This is a genomic window from Thalassospira lohafexi (assembly GCF_002844275.1).
Classification (GTDB): Bacteria; Pseudomonadota; Alphaproteobacteria; order Rhodospirillales; family Thalassospiraceae; genus Thalassospira; species Thalassospira lohafexi.
This window is the reverse complement of record NZ_NXGX01000004.1, coordinates 461,580-478,706: the sequence shown is the minus strand read 5'-3', so window position 1 is coordinate 478,706 and position 17,127 is coordinate 461,580. Positions and strand designations below refer to the sequence as shown.

Sequence of the window (17,127 nt, the reverse complement as noted above, 5' to 3'; positions counted from 1 at the left end):
ATCATGATGGAATTCATATCCTCGACCTTTACCAGCTATGTCGCCCTTGTACCGGTGACATTATCGCAAAGCTTTATTCTGGCCTTTGTCGTGATGGGGATCATGATCCCGTTCCGCACCCTGCAATTCCCCGATCTCACCAGCGAAGGCGCCTACCCGCTGGGCGGTTGTGTCTGCGGGGTTTTGATTGCGGCCGGGGTTAATCCGGCACTGGCGATTGTCGCGGCCCTTGCGTGTGGTTTTTTGGCCGGGTGCTGTACAGCCCTTATTCATCTGCGGTTTCGCATCCACACGTTGCTTGCCGGGATCTTGATGATGACGATGCTTTACAGCATCAATCTGCGGATCATGGGCAAATCCAACCTGTCGATCTTTGGCTCTGACACGGTTTACAACTGGGCACCCTTTGTCACGCCGGGCTTCCCGGTCAGCAAGATCATCATCGCCGGGCTGATTGGGGCGGGCGTATTTCTCGCACTTAACTGGTTCTTTAAAACCGAAAAGGGCACCGCATTACGTGCGGTTGGCTCCAACCCGGCGATGGCCGAGGCACAGGGCATTTCGGTCTGGGTATCGACCATTATCGGTGTCGGCCTTGCCAGCGGTTTTTCCGCCACAAGTGGCGCACTCATGGTGCAGGCACAGGGCTTTGCCGATGTGAACATGGGCCTTGGCATCCTGATCAATGGCCTTGCCGCCCTGATGATCGGCGAGGCGGTTGTCGGCAAACAATCGGTCTGGCGTCAGTTGCTCGCCCCATTTGTCGGTGCGATCATTTATTATCAGCTGGTGTCGCTGTGTCTGGCGGCGGGCATGCCCCCACCCGACCTTAAACTGGCCACGGGCCTTTTCGTTCTGGCCATGCTGGCCCTGCCCAGCCTGAAACGCGGGCGCGGTGCCGGTGGCACCCCGGCCCGTGAAAAGTTCCGCGAATAGGATGTGAACTGTAAAATATGACAGAGGACATGCATTGCATGCCCTCTGTTGTTTGTAGCCGACGTTTGTAGCCGAGCGCCTCAACCGTTACTGGCGACGGCTGCGCTGATCACGGACTGGCAATCCGATGACGTGCTGCTAGTTGGCCAATTTTCCGGAGCGACCACGAGATTTCGAATGTTCTCGAAGCTGTCGAAGGTCAGGCTCTGGATCTTGATCCCTTTGACAATCGCCTCGACCGCGTTGACATCGGTTCCATCGAAGCCATCCGGGAATGCAACTGGCTTTTCGAACTCGATCCCCAGTGCGACCGGCTTCTGATTGGCGACGCGTACAACCATTGCTATTGATATCAGCTGACTCTTAGTCGCCTGGTAGCAAACTGTGTTTCGCATCCGCGGGATGCTTCCGATCCAGTCGAGTGCGTCTACTTCTTCGAAGTAATCCGCATCGACATCAAGGCCGAACTCCGCTGAGGACGCGGGAACAACGTAGAAACCGCTACCTGCCGTCAAATCAGCAAGTCGCTTCTTGCGGATGCCGCCCGGGCTTTTGAGGATCGATGCGATGATGTTTGAAAACCGGACGATGACGGCATCACGGTTGAGCTGTTCAATGCCGGCGGGCAACTCCCACCCGACAAGCGTCTTGAGACGCTGCTGTTCAACTTCACTCAGACAGTCATCGCTTCTAAAGGCCTGTTCTCGCCAATAGCGCCCGTAGGACCGCAAGAAGGCGGCGCGCGCGAGCAACTCATCACTGCTGTTCAGACCATAATTGTTACTCAGATACTGGCGCAGAGACCGACACAATCCGGCATAACGATCGATATGGGATTGCTGACCGGGATCGAGCAATTCAAAATTCGAGGCCTTGGGCCCTGTGCCGTCCTCGACTGTTGCCAGATCATTGATCGTTGTGTGTTCATGTCGCGGCATATCGACATTCAGGTACTTCGTCGGCGTTTTTGGGAAGGCGCCGCCATTTTCTCGAAAGACGGACTCACGTATATCCAGCGATATCTGGACATAGGTTTCAATCTGATCTGACAGTTCAATGCCGCCCCAGTCACTGCTGATCCCGCGCAGAGAAAAGACAATCGCATCGTGCGTCGGATCGCCAAGGATTGATAGCGTCTCATCAACATCCAATCCCGCCGTAAGCGTTGCGCCTGCATCATCAAGTTCGCTTTCGATCTTCTCAACCTGACTGGCAACCTGATTAGCTGTTTCTGCCACAGCCAGAAAACCCGGCCCGGTAAACGCTGTTGAGAGAACACCAATCGTCTTGCCAACAGTTTCAGTCAGCTTGAAATCTGTTGCCTTGGAATATTCGAGATAGAATTTCAGGCTGAAAACCGCATCCGGCGGCATGTTGTAGAGCGGCGTCAGCCGACTTGAAGAAATATAGACCCGGCAACGATCATTGCCCTTTTCTTTTTCAGCACGCGAAAACAGCGGCAAACGTTTGACCAGCGTCGAACCATCGGGTCCGGCAATATCGACAAACAATGCAATCGATACTGCATCTTCGGAGAACAGGGTGCGTGCCTGCCGCCAGAAAGATGGATCAATGCATTTCGTCGGATCGGAAACTGCAGTACTACCTGTCGACACCAGCCGTGCATAAAACTCGTGCGGCTTCTTGCTATATTTCTGTTTATAGCTTGTAAAGTTTGCCGTACGCGCCCTGTTGATGGTGTCGTTTGGCGTATCCGGGATAATCAAGACATTGCTACTCGTCTCAACTGCGGTCTGACCGATCTGAGTAGAAGCTGCGCTACTGCTAACCTCCGTGGCCTGACTCCTTCCCCCGGTGGAGAGACATCCACTCAATCCTACGACCACTAAAAGAGCGATCAGAGATCCCTTGCACGCTGACATCGTATACCCCCTGAATTTTATCCCTATTTCAGAAACAAACACCAAATACTATAAACCTAAGGTTATATAAGGATAGTCTTAATATTCGGAATATTTGAAAACCTGATTGCCGGCGCCCAACGCAACCTCTTGATAGTTTCATTAGGGAAATCGTTACAATGGCTTGCTATAGGGGAGTGACATCCACAAAAAAACCGACAGCATCTGGGAGATCACCGTTGCAAAAAATCAGTCTTGTCATTCTTGCCACTGGCGTTGTCGCCGCGGGCCTTTGGGGTGTTGGCGATTATATGTCGCGCAAGGGCGAAGCACATGGCGATGTGGTGCGCGGTCAATCCATTGCCGAACAAACCTGTCTGCGCTGCCACACCAAATTCGCAGGCGATCCATTGCCCGATCCAGCCATCACTGACGCCCCGGCACTGGCAAGCTTCGGGCAACGCTGGCCACTTGAAAACCTTGAAGAAGCGCTGGCCGAAGGCATTTCCGTATCGCATGACGATCTGACCATGCCGGAATTCACCCTCACACCCGAAAGCATTGCCGATCTTCTGGTTTATTTCGAAAGCCTGACCGACGCGGCGAACGCCAAGTAAACAGCCTGCCGGGTCGTCCGGCGGCACCGACGTCGCGATATCGGTCATCGGCCAAATCCTCCCCAATCTGCTTTTATCCTTGATGACGCCCACCGGTGATGACGCGCCGGGCAAGCCAACCGGGGCGTTGGCGCGTCTTTTCCGCGTCATCACGCTGATGTGATCGCGCATAATTAAATCGCACACGATTTACTATTGCGTGATTATAATTGCCCTGCTAAAACCCTTCATCGCAACCACAGCCGCCGCACGCCAACCCGGCCCCGGCATATGGAGAGATGAAATGTTCAATCTGAAAAACCTGATAAAAGCAGCCGCAGTTGGCCTTGGTTTAATCGCAGCACACGCACCTGCATTCGCCGCCGACAAAGACGCCAAACCAACCATTGTTCTGGTTCATGGTGCATTTGCCGCCTCCGACAGCTGGGATGGTGTTGCCCCGATCCTTCAAGACGAAGGCTATCAGGTCATCAGCGTTGCCAACCCGCTGCGCAGTGTATCTGGCGATGCTGCCTATACCCGCTCCTTGGTCGATAGCATTGCCGGTGATGTTGTTCTGGTTGGTCATTCTTATGGCGGCCCGGTCATCACCAATGCCGCAAAGGGTGCCACCAATGTCAAATCACTGGTTTATGTCGCCTCTTTCGCCCCGGAAAAGGGTGAAACCATTGCCGAACTGGCGGCAAAATTCCCCGGCAGCACATTGGGCGAGGCACTGGCAGCCCCGGTTCCACTCGGCAACGAGGTGAATGACCTTTATATTGATCCGGCTAAATTTGCGGCACTATTCGCCGCGGATGTCACGGCGGACAAGGCCCGTCTGATGGCCATCGCCCAACGCCCGGTCACTGACTATGCGCTCAACGAACCGTCTGGCGATGCCGCATGGAAAAACATCCCGTCGTTCCACATCTTTGGCACAGCAGACAAAGCCATCCCGCCTGCGGCCATGGAATTCATGGCTGAACGCGCCAATTCGAAAAAAACGGTTGTCATTGACGGCGCATCCCATGTCGTCATGGTCTCAAACCCCAAAGCCGTCGCCGACCTGATCGTTGAGGCCGCAACCGCCAACTGATCAGCAACACTTTACTTGATACCTCCCGCCTCCCTCAACGATGCCCCACTGCGCGCTGCATTCCTGATGCGGCGCGCTTTTTTTTGCACGAAGCTGACGGTGCAATTGCTGATACGGCCACGTTTCGGACATCCCCGGCGCATCCCCGGCGCATCCCCCTAATAAATGCGTCAAACTTGCCCATATGTCATAGATGACACCGCACCCAAGGTTTACATATGCTTGCAGATTGCCGGCGATTTTACTGGTGACTTTTTGTGGCATCCGCACACTGAGCGCCAAAGAAGTTCTGGTGATCGCAACCAATGACGACTATCCGCCTTTTATCCTGAAGGATCAGAAACACAGCTTTCTGCCCGATCTGTTCAAGCAGATCGGCGACCAGATGGGTGTGACGTTTGAGTTTCGCTATCTTCCATGGCAACGCTGCGCGCAAGCCGTTCAAAACCATGAAGCATGGGGCGCAATTCCCTATACCCGAAATGAAGAGCGCGACAAAATCTATGACTTTTCCGACCCGATCTATTTTAGTGATGCCAAGTTTTTCGCCTATGATCCCAAGGGCGAAGCACCGCAGATCTCCTATCAAAATCTAAGCGATCTTGACGGCTGGACCATCGGTGGCATTCAGGGATATTATTACGTTCCGATGTTTACCGACGCCGGTCTGGATGTTGATTACGTCCATTCAGAAGAACAGAACATCAAACGCCTGCAACTCGGCCGGATTGACATCACCCCGCTGCCCAGCCCAATTGGGTGGTATCTTATCAACAAACTGTTCCCACCCGATGTCGCCAAGAATTTCTATACACTTGAAAAACCATTGCTTTCCGAGGCATCGCTACACGTCATGGCGTCAAAGAACTATCCCGACAATGCAAACCTTCTGGTGCGTTTCAACGCCGCACTCGCGAAAATCAAGAACAACGGGACCTTTGCAGAACTGATTAACAGGCACGGGCTGGTGCTAAGCTTTTAAAGCCAGGCTGCCTCAATCAATGCTGCCGGTCTTAGTCAACTGCCCCCATCCCTGCACCGATTCTCAACCACATCCGCTGACATTTGACCAAACTGTCGGCGCATACCGCGCAGGATGCAGTGCAAAGTCATGCCCGGTCACCAAAACCGCAAACGCCCGGATAAAGCCGGGTCTTCGCCATTCGCGGTTGCAAAACATATCCCGAAATTGAATTCTTTCTTGACTTGAACCGATTCAATCTCAAAATTGGTCTGACGTCTGATAACTGACCAGATAAATGGACAATCAGACGATTTGGAAATCAGATAAAGGTGTGATGTGTCGCAATCGGCAGGTGCCACTATTCGACCCATACAAACGTCCGGGCGTCGCGATGCGATCCTTGAATCCCTGACGCACTTCATCGTGCAGTCAGATTTAAAACCCGGCGATCAACTGCCCCCGGAACGCGAATTAATGGCCGGGCTGAAAGTCGGCCGGTCCAGCATCCGCGAGGCCATCGGCCATATGCAGGCGCTTGGCATCGTCGAAATCAAACGCGGCTCGGGCACCTATCTCAAACGCCCGGTTTCTGAAAAAACCCTGTATATGCCGCTCTCCATCGCCACCCAGCGCGACGGCCTTTTACAAACCCTTGAAGTCCGCCGCGGGCTGGAGGTCGAAGCCAGCATGCTGGCCGCCAAACGCGCTACCCCCGACGACATCGCCGAAATGCGCACCGCCCTTGATGCGATGGAGGCCGAACATCTTGAATTTGGCACCGCCGGTCAGGCCGACCTTGTCTTTCACCTGTCGATCTACAAGGCATCGGGAAACCCGCTGTTTGAACAACTTCTGGGCCAGATGCGCGAAGCATTCGAAAGCTTCTTTGCCCAACCGTTCAACCGCCCTGATTTCGCAGGTGAATCGTTTGAATTTCACCGCATGCTGTTTGACGCGATTGTTGCAGGCAACGCCGAAGATGCCCGCCAGCAAACCCTTGCCATCCTTGAAATCGTTGAACGCGATATCGTGAGAATGTCTGATGAAGAACAACAATAATTCCACCACGCCCAAAGCCCCCATCACCGCCCCGGAAAGTGTCGTCGCCTATGACGAAAGCCACTTTGCCAACGCGGTCGTGCCACCGATTTTCCAAAACTCGCTGTTTACCTTCGAAAATTGCGCCGAGATGATCGAAACCTATGCCGGGCGTAAAATCCGCCCGGTCTATTCGCGCGGCCTAAACCCGACCGTGCGCGCCTTCGAAGACAAAATCGCCGCGTTAGAAAAAACCGAAGACGCCCTTGGCCTTGCCAGCGGCATGGCCGCCATCTCGTCAGCCGTGCTATCGGTCGTCAAACCGGGCGACCGGATTGTCTCGGTCGAACATTGCTATCCCGATGCCTATCGGTTTTTTGAAATGTTCCTGCGCGACATGAATGTCACCGTCGAGTATGTCGATGGTCGCGATATTGATGCAGTGCGCGCCGCCCTGCCCGGCGCCAAGGTTCTATACCTTGAAAGCCCGACAAGCTGGACCTTCCACACCCATGACATTGCCGCCCTGTGTGATGCGGCGCGCGATCATGGTGCGGTTTCCATGATCGACAACAGTTGGGCATCCCCCATCTTTTGTCAGCCAGCAACCCTTGGCTGTGACGTGGTCATTCATTCGGCCTCAAAATACCTGGGCGGGCACAGTGATGTGGTGGCCGGCGTCATTGCCGGGACAAACGAGTTTATCGGACGGGTCCGCTCCAACGTCCTGCCTTATCTGGGCGCGAAATTATCGGCCTTTGACAGTTGGCTGTTGCTGCGCGGCTTGCGTACCCTTCCCGCCCGCATGCGCGAACATCAACGTTCCGCCCTGATCATTGCGCAAAACCTTGCCGACCACCCACAGGTCACCGCAGTTCACTACCCCGGACTGATGACCCCACCCGCACCGGGTTTAAGTGGATCGTCCGGACTTTTCTCATTCGAGTTTTCGCCAAAGGTCGATATCCCGACCTTTGTTGACGCGCTGCGCTTTTTCAAGATCGGCGTGTCATGGGGCGGACACGAAAGCCTGATTGTCCCCGCGTTGGTAACGCGGGCGCAAGTGGGCGGACCCAATTCGGCGATGCGCTTTGGCGTGCCGGAAAATCTGGTCCGCCTGCACATCGGCCTCGAAAGTGCCGAAGACCTCTGGTCTGATCTGGCCACCGCAATCGAGGCGAGCCTGAAGTAATACCAAGGCAGAAGAACACCAAACGTTTAAAAAAACAGGGAACTTCACAATGAACTGGAAAACAACGCTACTGGCAGGTGTGACCTCTATTGTACTGACGGGTCAGGCATATGCCGACACAACCTTAAAGCTGGTCGAAGTCATCACCAGCCCGGAACGCACCGAAACGCTTAAAACCCTTGTGGCACAATACGAAGAAGCCCATCCGGGCGTGACGGTTGAAATCACATCCCTTCCATGGGGACAGGCGTTTGAAAAATTCGCCACCATGGTCTCGGCCGGGCAAACCCCCGACATCGTTGAAATGCCCGATACGTGGCTGACCCTTTATGCCAACAATGGCGCGCTCGAAAGTCTTGAGCCCTATATCAAGGACTGGGAAGGCGGCAAAACGCTCAATGACCGCGCCCTTGAGTTTGCCCGCTCGGCCGACGACACCGCCTATATGCTGCCCTATGGCTTCTATCTGCGTGCGATGTTCTATAACAAAAAACTGTTCAAGGAAGCCGGTGTCACCGACGTTCCCGTCACCCTTGAAGATTTCCGCAACGCCGCCCAAAAAGTATCCGCCCTGCCCGGAAAATCCGGTTACTGCATGCGCGGTGGCCCGGGGGGCTTGAATGGCTGGGTGATGTTTGGTGCCACAGCGGCGGGATCGAACGAATTCTTTACCGAAGACGGACAAAGCACCTTTAATTCTGATGGCTGGCAGGACGGCCTTGAATATCTGGTCGATATTTACAAGGACGGTCTGGCGCCAAAAGACAGCCTGAACTGGGGCTTTAACGAAATCGTCGCCGGTTTCTATTCGGGCACCTGTGCGATGCTTGATCAGGACCCCGATGCACTGATTGCGATTTCAAGCCGCATGAAGGAAGAGGACTTTGGCGTCACCACCATGCCCAAAGGCCCATCGGGCAAGGCATTCCCGACCATTGGTTATGCCGGTTGGTCGATGTTTGCCAACAGCGAAAACAAAGACGAAGCATGGGATCTGATTGCCCATCTTGAATCCAAGGAAAGCAACCTTGCGTGGAACAAACGCATTGGTGCCCTTCCGATCCATGATGGTGCTGAAAGCGACCCGTTCTTTGCCAGCCCGCAATTCGAAGGCTGGTTTGCCGAGCTGTCTGACCCCGATGTCCATCCGACGGTCATGCCGACCCACCTTGAAGAATTCGCGTTCTTCAAAGACAGTCTGGTCATCCGCACCAGTCAGGAAGCCATGCTGGGCCGGATCAGTCCTGAAGAACTCGCCAATCAGTGGGCGGAATATCTGACCGCCGCACAGCAAAAATGGATGCAGGCAAAGCAGTGACTTTGGCAACGCAAACCGGAAAACTCCCCGTCGAAAGACGGGGGGTCTTCTCCAAAAAACTTTCCGGTATTCTCGAACCCTATCTTTATGTCTCCCCGGCACTGGTTCTGATCATTGCGGTCATGTTGATGCCGCTGATCCTGGGCCTAAGCTATGCCTTCCGCGACATCCGCATCCTCAATCCGTTTAGCGGCGGCTTTGTCGGCATGGCCCATTTCCAAACCCTGATGTCTGATCAGGCGTTTTTGGGCGCACTGGCCAACACCGCATGGTGGACGTTTGGATCGCTGGTGTTTCAGTTTGGCCTTGGTCTTATTCTGGCCCTTCTGCTCAACCGGGCCTTTTTGGGCCGTGGTCTCATTCAGGCGCTTGTGTTTCTGCCGTGGGCGGTGCCGACCTTCCTGTCGGGGCTCAACTGGGCATGGATGTTTAACCCGGTGGTCGGTCCCTTGCCCCACTGGATGACGTCCCTTGGCCTGATGGCCGAACCTTACAACATCCTGTCGGACCCTGATCTTGCGATGTGGGGACCGATCATTGCCAACATCTGGTTTGGCATTCCGTTCTTTGCCATCACCATGCTGGCCGCCCTGCAATCCATCCCCAAGGAATTGTACGAGGCCGCCTCAATTGATGGCGCAACCACGCGCCAGCAGTTTATCAGCATTACCTTGCCCTTCCTTGCGCCCACCATCGCGATCACCTTGATGCTGCGCACCATCTGGATTGCCAATTTCGCCGATTTGATTGTCGTCATGACCAAGGGCGGCCCGGCTGATTCCACCCAGATTGTTGCCTCCTACATCTTTACCCAGGCTTTCCGCCGACTTGATTTTGGCTATGCATCGGCGATTGCCGCAGTCCTTCTGGTCTTGTTGCTGGCCTATGCGCTCAGCGTGATTGCGCTGCGTCGTGCCATGACGCACTCAGATAACTAGGGAAATCCCCAAATGACCCTGACCGGACACACATCAACGCGTAAAATGCTCTATTGGGGCAGTCATTATCTGATGATTGCCGCCTTTGTGATCTTTGCGCTGTTTCCGCTTTACTGGTTGCTTAAGGTGTCCGTGACGCCAAACGACATCCTCTATACCGAAGGTGTGCGGATGTGGCCGTCACGCACCACGTGGGACAATTACACATTCGTTCTGACCCAAAGCAACTTCCCCCATTACTTCATGAATTCCGTGATTGTCGCGGGCACAACGGCGGCGGTGACAACCGTAATCGCCGCCCTGACCGGCTATGCGTTTTCGCGCTTTGCCTTTCGCGGCAAGGTGATCATCGTCGCCCTGATGCTGATCACGCAGATGTTCCCGCTGGTCATGCTGATCGCGCCGATCTTTAAAATTCTGGCCCCGCTTGGCCTGACCGACAGCCTGACCGGGCTGATCATTGTCTACACCGCCTTTAACGTGCCGTTTGCCACCTTCCTGATGCAGTCGTTCTTTGACGGCATTCCCAAGGATCTCGAAGAAGCCGCGATGATTGACGGCAACACCCGGTTTGAGGCGTTCCGCGCGATCATTCTGCCACTCACCCTTCCCGGTGTGGCGGCAACCCTTGGCTTTGTCTTCACCGCCGCCTGGAGCGAACTTTTATTCGCCCTGATGCTGGTCAGCAGTGAGTCCGCGTCCACCTTCCCGGTTGGTCTTTTGTCGTTCGTCTCAAAATTCAGCGTCGATTTCGGCCAGATGATGGCTGCTGGTGTGCTGGCACTTATTCCCGCCTGTCTGTTCTTCCTGCTGATCCAGCGTTATCTGGTGCAGGGCCTGACAGCAGGCGCGGTCAAAGGATAAGAGGACAACTTTTATGGCTTCTATTGAAATTGCAAATGCCCGCAAAAGTTACGGTGCGGTTGATGTGCTGCACGGCATTGATCTTGACATCAGCGACGGTGAATTCATCGTCCTTGTCGGCCCGTCGGGCTGTGGCAAATCAACGCTTTTGCGCATGATCGCCGGGCTGGAAGACATCACATCGGGCGATATCTCAATCGCTGGCAATGTCGTCAATGACCTGCAACCCAAAGACCGCGATATCGCCATGGTGTTTCAGTCCTATGCGCTCTATCCGCATATGTCGGTGGCCGAAAATATGAGCTACGCGCTCACCTTGCGCAAAACCGCCAAGGAAAAAATCGCTGACGCCATCACCAATGTCGCCGACATCTTGGGGCTCAGCGCATTGCTTGAACGCCGCCCCAAGGCACTTTCGGGTGGGCAGCGCCAACGTGTTGCCATGGGGCGTGCGATTGTCCGAAAACCGCAGGCCTTTTTGTTTGATGAACCACTGTCAAACCTTGATGCCCGCCTGCGTGAACAGATGCGCACCGAAATCCGCAAACTCCACCGTCGTTTGGGTGCCACATCGGTCTATGTCACCCATGACCAGATCGAAGCCATGACCATGGCCGACCGGATTGTCGCCATGCATGACGGCATCATTCAGCAGGTCGGAAGCCCCGTCGAAATCTATGACCACCCGGCCAACATCTTCGTCGCCAGCTTCATCGGCTCGCCTGCCATGAACTTCCTCGAAGGCACTTATGAAACCAAGGACGATAATGGCGCTGATGGTGCGGGCATCCGTCTGTCAGATGGATCATTGGTTGCGGTTCTGCCCGCGCGCGGGGCAACAAACAATCAGGCCGTCACCCTTGGCGCACGGCCCGAACACATCACGATTGCGCCCGACGCCAATTCGGGTTTAGCCGCCCGTATCGATCTGATCGAACCGATGGGTCTTTCGACCCTTGTCCATGCCACACTGGCGGGCAAACCGATCAAGATTTTCACCATGGACCGCCCGGACTATGCCGTCGACAGCACCATTCACGTCAGCTTTGACATGGAAAAAGTGCATGTCTTTGACACCAAGTCCGAATTGCGCCTGCCCCCGGTTATCGAACCGCATCCGGGCCACCGCGATTAAAAAACAGGGCGGGGTGCGATAAACGCCCCGCCCATCATCCACGGCACCCCTTATCGGTTTCGGTCAACGCTGGTTTGTTAAAAACCCGCAAGAAGCACGACCCAAAGGCATTTGCCTGTCGCAGGGCGATCTGAGCATGCCCGACTGACCATGCCTGAACGCCCCCTCACATCCGAAAGCATTGCCGGTCTTCTGTTCCGTCTTGGTGAACGGACCCGCGAGGCAGATGCAAAATCGGGGAGCTGATTCCGTCGGGCAAAGGGTCTTTTTACATTAATAAACCCTGATAAATATCCACTTTGTGTCACCCGATATCCACTTTTCGCACAAGAAAGTCGCTCACCCCAGATTGCCAGTTGTGGCCTTCACAGAAACCGCCCAAGAGAATGGGAAACATTCAATCTCATGACCCAAGGCGTGCTGTCATATGGATCCGCATCCCCCCTCCTGGCGGACAGGACAATTCTCCTACTGGCGCGGTGTCTCCGCGCACGCCCGATGCTGCCTTGTTCTCCTGATCCTGTTATCCGCCACACCAACAAGATCGGCACAAGCCGCAACTTTCAGTGTAACCAACACCGCCGATAGCGGTGCGGGTTCCCTGCGTCAGGCGATTTTTGATGCCAATGCTGCGGGCGGCACCAACACCATCGAAGTCCAGAACGGTCTGGGCACCATCACACTGACCAGCGGTGATCTGAACGCGCTAAACAGCAACATCACGCTGAACGGAAATGGCAATACGCTCAGTGGCAACAACGCGTTTCGCGGCCTGTTTGTTTATTCCGGCACCGTGGCAATCAACGACCTGACCATCGAGAATGCGGTTGCATCTGGCGGCGATGCCGGTCAGGCCGCAGGTGGCGGCGCCGGGCTTGGCGGGGCCCTGTTCGTCAAGGATGGCGCCAACGTCACCATCAGCAATCTTGTCGCGCAAAACAACGCCGCAACCGGCGGCGATGGCGGCGCGCAAGCCCCAGCGGGGGTCACCGGCGGCGGCGGCGGCATGGGGGGTGATGGCGGCGCGGTTGCCGCTGGCAACGCCGGCGGTGGTGGCGGCCTTGGCAGCGGGGCAACCGGTGGATCAAACGGTGGCAATGGCGGTGACGGGATCGCCCAGGGCGAAGGTGCCGGTGGGGATGGCACCAATTCCGGCGGCGGTGGCAGTACTGGCGGCAACAATGGCGGCGGCGGTGGTTCCGGCGACAGCGTGGCCGGCGGCGGCGGTGTCAACGGCATTGATGGCGGGCTTTCCGCCGACCCCGATGGCGGGTTTGGTGGTGGCGGCAGCAGTATCGGCAATGGCGGTTTTGGCGGCGGGGGTGGCGCATTCCGGGGCGACGGCGGATTTGGCGGCGGCGGCGGTGGTGGCGGCCTTGGCAGCGTCGCCGATGTCGGTCAGGGCGGATTTGGCGCGGGCAACGGTGTAACAAGCGGCACCATCTCTCAGGCGGCCGGGGGTGGTGGGCTTGGTGCCGGGGGCGCAATCTTTGTCATGGAAGGCGCAACCCTGACCATTGCCGGAACCCTGACCGTCAATAACAACACCGTCACCGGCGGAAACGGCGGAACCGGCGGGGCGGGCACGGCCCAGGACGGATCGGCCTTTGGCGATGGTGTTTTCCTGCAAGGCAGCGGCACCCTGACCTTCAATCCCGATACCGGCAACACACAAACCCTTGCCAATACCATCACCGATCAGGCCGGCTCGGGCGGAACCGGCAGTTGGGCACTGACCAAAAATGGCGCAGGCACCCTGACACTCAGTGCTGCCAACACCTATACCGGCGCAACAAACCTTTCGGCCGGGACATTATCCCTGTCAGGATCGGGAACACTGGGAAATGCTGCCGGGGCACTTAACCTGACCGGCGGTACGCTTGATCTCGGCACCACGACACAGACCCGGACCGGCACCATCACACTCAATGGTGCAACCGTGTCAAACGGTACATTGTCATCATCGGGAACGTTTGCGACCCAGTCGGGCACCATCAGCGCCGTTCTGGCCGGAACCGGCACACTTGCCAAAACCGGCACCGGCACCGTCACACTCAGTGCGGCCAACACCTATACCGGCGCAACAAACCTTTCGGCCGGGACATTAACCCTGTCAGGATCGGGAACACTCGGAAATGCCGCAGGAACCCTTAATCTGACCGGCGGTACGCTTGATCTCGGCACGACGACACAGACCCGAACCGGCACCATCACGGTCAGTGGCGCAACCGTATCAAACGGCACATTGTCATCATCGGGAACGTTTGCGACCCAGTCGGGCACCATCAGTTCCGTTCTGGCCGGGACCGGCACGCTGACCAAAACCGGCACCGGCACCGTCACGCTCAGTGCGGCCAACACCTATTCCGGGGCAACAACCGTCTCGGGTGGCACATTGTCGGTTAACGGCTCTGCCACGTCTTCGGCCTTCACGGTCCAGAACGGCGGTACCCTTGGCGGCACCGGCACTATCGGGGCGACGACCTTGCAATCGGGCGGCATTCACGCGCCGGGCAATTCCATCGGCACACAAACCGTCAATGGCGCCTATGTTCTCAATGCCGGTTCGATCCTCGAGATCGAGGTGGATAGTGCAGGAAATTCCGACAAGGTCATTGTCAATGGCACAGTCGATATCACCGGCTCGACGCTGCGGGTCAAAGGCGTATCGGGTAACAATTTCTCCGGTCAAACCACCTATAGCTACGTGATCATCGAAAATGATGGTGTTGACGCGGTTACCGGCGATTTCGCAACCATCGACAATCAGCTCGCCTTTTATGACGCCGCGCGTTCAACCATCGGCGGCACCGGCAATGATGTCTCCCTGACACTGACCCGCAACGCCAGCGGCTTCACCGACATTGCCACAACCCCCAATCAAAAAGCCGTCGCTGGCCAGATCAACAATATTTCGGGCACGGACGGCACCACCATCAGCAACGCCATTCTCGGCCTGACAAATGCCGGGGCACAACGCGCCTTTCAACAGCTCTCAGGCGATATCTTCGCTGCCGCCCCCGCCTTAAATAGCCGCATCACCCATCAGGCCACCGGCCAGATCGGCGCACGCCTTGCCGACCTGAACCGCGGCCGCAACATTGCCCAAACCACCAGCGGATCGCTTGTCGCCGCCAGCACCCTGTCCCCCGCCGCACTGACCGGCTTTGCCAGTTCCGGCCCGATGGCAAGTGACAGTCAAACATATGCCAGTGATGCAAACATACTCTCGCTGGGCTCTGAAAATGGGCCGCAGGCCGCATCCGCCATCTGGCTTCAGGCCATCGGAGCAACCGGCCGGATCGACGGTGACGGCAATGCCGACACCACTGATTACCAATGGACCGGTATGGTTGGCGGCTTTGACACCCAGCTTTCCGACACCACTATTCTGGGGGTCTATTTCGGATATGCCGACGCCCAAAATCAACAGTCCGGGCGGGACGCCACCCTTAATAGCAACAATCTCATGGCCGGTTTTTACGCCACACACGATCTTGGCCGCGATCTGCAGCTTTCCGGGCAAGCCGGCTGGACCCGAACGGCAAATGACAGCAATCGTAATCTTGATTTTGGCGGCATCAATCGGACGGCCACGGCGGAGTACACCGACAATGCGCTCAATGCCAACCTTGAACTGGCCCGGGGATTTGATGTTGCCCATAACTGGCGGATCGCGCCCTATGGCGGGCTGCGTGTTCTCTGGAACGATCAAGACAGTTTCAATGAAACCGGGGCCGGATCGGCCAATCTGTCGCGCCAAGCCGACAGCACCCTGACCGGCACCGCAAGGCTTGGCCTGCGCATGGCGGGCCTGTTTGAAACCGGCAATGGCAAAACAATTATCCCGCAGTTCCGTCTTGGCTGGGACCATCATCTTGGCCCGACCAGTAACAGCACCACCCTGGCCTTTGCCGGGACATCTTCCTTTAACGTCACGGGCAGCGAAACCGACCGCGATACCCTGACCGGCAATCTCGGCTTTGCCCTTGCCGATGAAGACGGATGGAGCCTGTATGCTGATTATCAACCGTCCCTCTCCGAAACCCGCACCGAACACGCCTTCGCCGCCGGGTTCCGGGTGGCGTTTTAAACATCGACAAAATCATGGGGCGGAGCGCCATAAACGCCCCGCCCCTGATCATTCACAATCGCGATAAACACCGCACAACCGTTCATCCGTGACTGTGTTTGATCATTCTTGCAAAGGTGCCCTGCCACCGCGGGTCCGGTTCAATCCCAAAGATGTCTCTCAGCGTTTGCGAAATATCGCCCACGCTTAAGGTATGTTGCTCTTCCTCGCCCGAAACAAGCCGGATGGTCAGGCGGTTATTGAGCAAGGTAAACCGTGCAAACGGCGCGGATCGCGCAACCATCAGCGTCTTGCAAAACCCGCTTTCGGGGTGATCGGACGCATACCAGTTCATGACCTCATAATCGATATCAGCCACCGGGGCATAATCGATCTCATGCACCGCTTTCCAGACCCCGCCGCGTTCCATCTCCACGCGGTAACTATGCGCGCCCTTAAGGACCCGGTATGTGTCATGCGGGGTGACTTGCGGCGTTGCAACGTCGAGCATCAGCGGGGCGGTTGGCACACACCCGCCCAGCCCGACATCGGCAAGCCACGCGTCGCCATCAATCATCACCCGGTTGGCCATGTGGCAACGTGGACGCGGCATATCGGCGTCGCCAAAGCCCCACAAAACCCGGCCCGCCAGTCCTTCAACCTCAAAGCCAAGGCTGCGCAACACCCGGCCAAACAGCGAATTATGCTCAAAACAATATCCGCCGCGCCCGTCATGGATCAGTTTCTGGTCGATCTTTTCTGGCGCGATGCTGATCGGTTTGTCGTTAAACACATCAATCGCCTCAAACGGAATATTGGCCGGATGCAGCGCATGCAGGCGCTGCAAAACCTCAAGCGTTGCATTGCGTGGGCCGTCATAGCCAATCCGCGCGAAATAGGCATCCAGATCAACGTGCTGTTTGGGGCGACGGGTCGGCATGGCCCAGCTGGCATTGATCCGGCTTTGCAATGCGTCGCGGTCGTTAACAACCGACATTTGGTTCACGACTGGCAGAGGGTTGTTCATTACAGGGCTCCATTTCCCAACGATGTTTTTCATCTCATGAACAGGACGATAAAACCTCAACTTATGTTAGGGTCAAAAGGAATTTT

Annotated in this window: 13 protein-coding genes; 11 read left to right on the top strand and 2 right to left on the bottom strand. The window is 56.2% G+C overall.

Annotated features, from left to right (window positions below; translation table 11 throughout):
* The first annotated feature begins 3 nt into the window (after positions 1 to 3).
* Complete coding sequence (locus COO92_RS12005) at positions 4 to 936, top strand: ABC transporter permease (RefSeq protein ID WP_022732126.1); 933 nt, start codon at positions 4 to 6, stop codon at positions 934 to 936.
* Between the two features lie 80 nt (positions 937 to 1,016).
* Here COO92_RS12005 and COO92_RS12000 read toward each other — a convergent pair whose 3' ends face one another.
* Entirely contained in the window at positions 1,017 to 2,819 is a 1,803-nt protein-coding gene (locus COO92_RS12000) for a hypothetical protein (RefSeq protein ID WP_133125064.1), read from the bottom strand.
* Positions 2,820 to 3,037: 218 nt separating this feature from the next.
* Here COO92_RS12000 and COO92_RS11995 point away from each other — a divergent pair, with 218 nt between their 5' ends.
* From COO92_RS11995 to COO92_RS11950, 10 genes are all read left to right on the top strand, one after another.
* Positions 3,038 to 3,415 (top strand): c-type cytochrome, encoded by a 378-nt coding sequence (locus tag COO92_RS11995; protein WP_101302375.1) that lies wholly within the window; start codon positions 3,038 to 3,040, stop codon positions 3,413 to 3,415.
* 283 nt (positions 3,416 to 3,698) lie between these two features.
* Positions 3,699 to 4,493 (top strand): alpha/beta fold hydrolase, encoded by a 795-nt coding sequence (locus tag COO92_RS11990; protein ID WP_101302374.1) that lies wholly within the window; start codon positions 3,699 to 3,701, stop codon positions 4,491 to 4,493.
* A 247-nt stretch (positions 4,494 to 4,740) separates the two neighbouring features.
* Positions 4,741 to 5,475 (top strand): substrate-binding periplasmic protein, encoded by a 735-nt coding sequence (locus COO92_RS11985; RefSeq protein ID WP_240626416.1) that lies wholly within the window; start codon positions 4,741 to 4,743, stop codon positions 5,473 to 5,475.
* A 318-nt stretch (positions 5,476 to 5,793) separates the two neighbouring features.
* Positions 5,794 to 6,516: a FadR/GntR family transcriptional regulator gene (locus tag COO92_RS11980; RefSeq protein WP_022732118.1), complete on the top strand. Its 723-nt coding sequence runs from the start codon at positions 5,794 to 5,796 to the stop codon at positions 6,514 to 6,516.
* Positions 6,500 to 7,687: a PLP-dependent transferase gene (locus COO92_RS11975; protein ID WP_101302370.1), complete on the top strand. Its 1,188-nt coding sequence runs from the start codon at positions 6,500 to 6,502 to the stop codon at positions 7,685 to 7,687. Before COO92_RS11980 ends, COO92_RS11975 begins: the two co-directional genes overlap by 17 nt.
* A 49-nt stretch (positions 7,688 to 7,736) precedes the next feature.
* On the top strand, positions 7,737 to 9,005 hold the full coding sequence (locus COO92_RS11970; RefSeq protein WP_101302368.1) for an ABC transporter substrate-binding protein: 1,269 nt from the start codon (positions 7,737 to 7,739) through the stop codon (positions 9,003 to 9,005).
* Entirely contained in the window at positions 8,984 to 9,943 is a 960-nt protein-coding gene (locus COO92_RS11965; RefSeq protein ID WP_101302366.1) for a carbohydrate ABC transporter permease, read from the top strand. Before COO92_RS11970 ends, COO92_RS11965 begins: the two co-directional genes overlap by 22 nt.
* Before the next feature lie 12 nt (positions 9,944 to 9,955).
* On the top strand, positions 9,956 to 10,807 hold the full coding sequence (locus COO92_RS11960) for a carbohydrate ABC transporter permease (protein WP_022732114.1): 852 nt from the start codon (positions 9,956 to 9,958) through the stop codon (positions 10,805 to 10,807).
* 13 nt (positions 10,808 to 10,820) lie between these two features.
* Positions 10,821 to 11,942 (top strand): ABC transporter ATP-binding protein, encoded by a 1,122-nt coding sequence (locus COO92_RS11955; protein WP_101302365.1) that lies wholly within the window; start codon positions 10,821 to 10,823, stop codon positions 11,940 to 11,942.
* 427 nt (positions 11,943 to 12,369) lie between these two features.
* Positions 12,370 to 16,035, top strand: coding sequence for an autotransporter outer membrane beta-barrel domain-containing protein (locus COO92_RS11950; protein WP_101302363.1), 3,666 nt, complete (start codon positions 12,370 to 12,372; stop codon positions 16,033 to 16,035).
* A gap of 82 nt (positions 16,036 to 16,117) precedes the next feature.
* Here COO92_RS11950 and COO92_RS11945 read toward each other — a convergent pair whose 3' ends face one another.
* Positions 16,118 to 17,041: an arylamine N-acetyltransferase family protein gene (locus COO92_RS11945; RefSeq protein WP_206186402.1), complete on the bottom strand. Its 924-nt coding sequence runs from the start codon at positions 17,039 to 17,041 to the stop codon at positions 16,118 to 16,120.
* Between the last annotated feature and the right edge of the window lie 86 nt (positions 17,042 to 17,127).

Coding starts and splice junctions, on each gene's coding strand:
- COO92_RS11975 (WP_101302370.1), top strand. CDS start 6,500: ATGAAGAACAACAATAATTCCACCACGCCCAAAGCCCCCATCACCGCC.
- COO92_RS11965 (WP_101302366.1), top strand. CDS start 8,984: ATGGATGCAGGCAAAGCAGTGACTTTGGCAACGCAAACCGGAAAACTC.
- COO92_RS11945 (WP_206186402.1), bottom strand. CDS start 17,041: ATGAACAACCCTCTGCCAGTCGTGAACCAAATGTCGGTTGTTAACGAC.
- COO92_RS11950 (WP_101302363.1), top strand. CDS start 12,370: ATGGATCCGCATCCCCCCTCCTGGCGGACAGGACAATTCTCCTACTGG.
- COO92_RS11955 (WP_101302365.1), top strand. CDS start 10,821: ATGGCTTCTATTGAAATTGCAAATGCCCGCAAAAGTTACGGTGCGGTT.
- COO92_RS11960 (WP_022732114.1), top strand. CDS start 9,956: ATGACCCTGACCGGACACACATCAACGCGTAAAATGCTCTATTGGGGC.
- COO92_RS11970 (WP_101302368.1), top strand. CDS start 7,737: ATGAACTGGAAAACAACGCTACTGGCAGGTGTGACCTCTATTGTACTG.
- COO92_RS11990 (WP_101302374.1), top strand. CDS start 3,699: ATGTTCAATCTGAAAAACCTGATAAAAGCAGCCGCAGTTGGCCTTGGT.
- COO92_RS12005 (WP_022732126.1), top strand. CDS start 4: ATGATGGAATTCATATCCTCGACCTTTACCAGCTATGTCGCCCTTGTA.
- COO92_RS12000 (WP_133125064.1), bottom strand. CDS start 2,819: ATGTCAGCGTGCAAGGGATCTCTGATCGCTCTTTTAGTGGTCGTAGGA.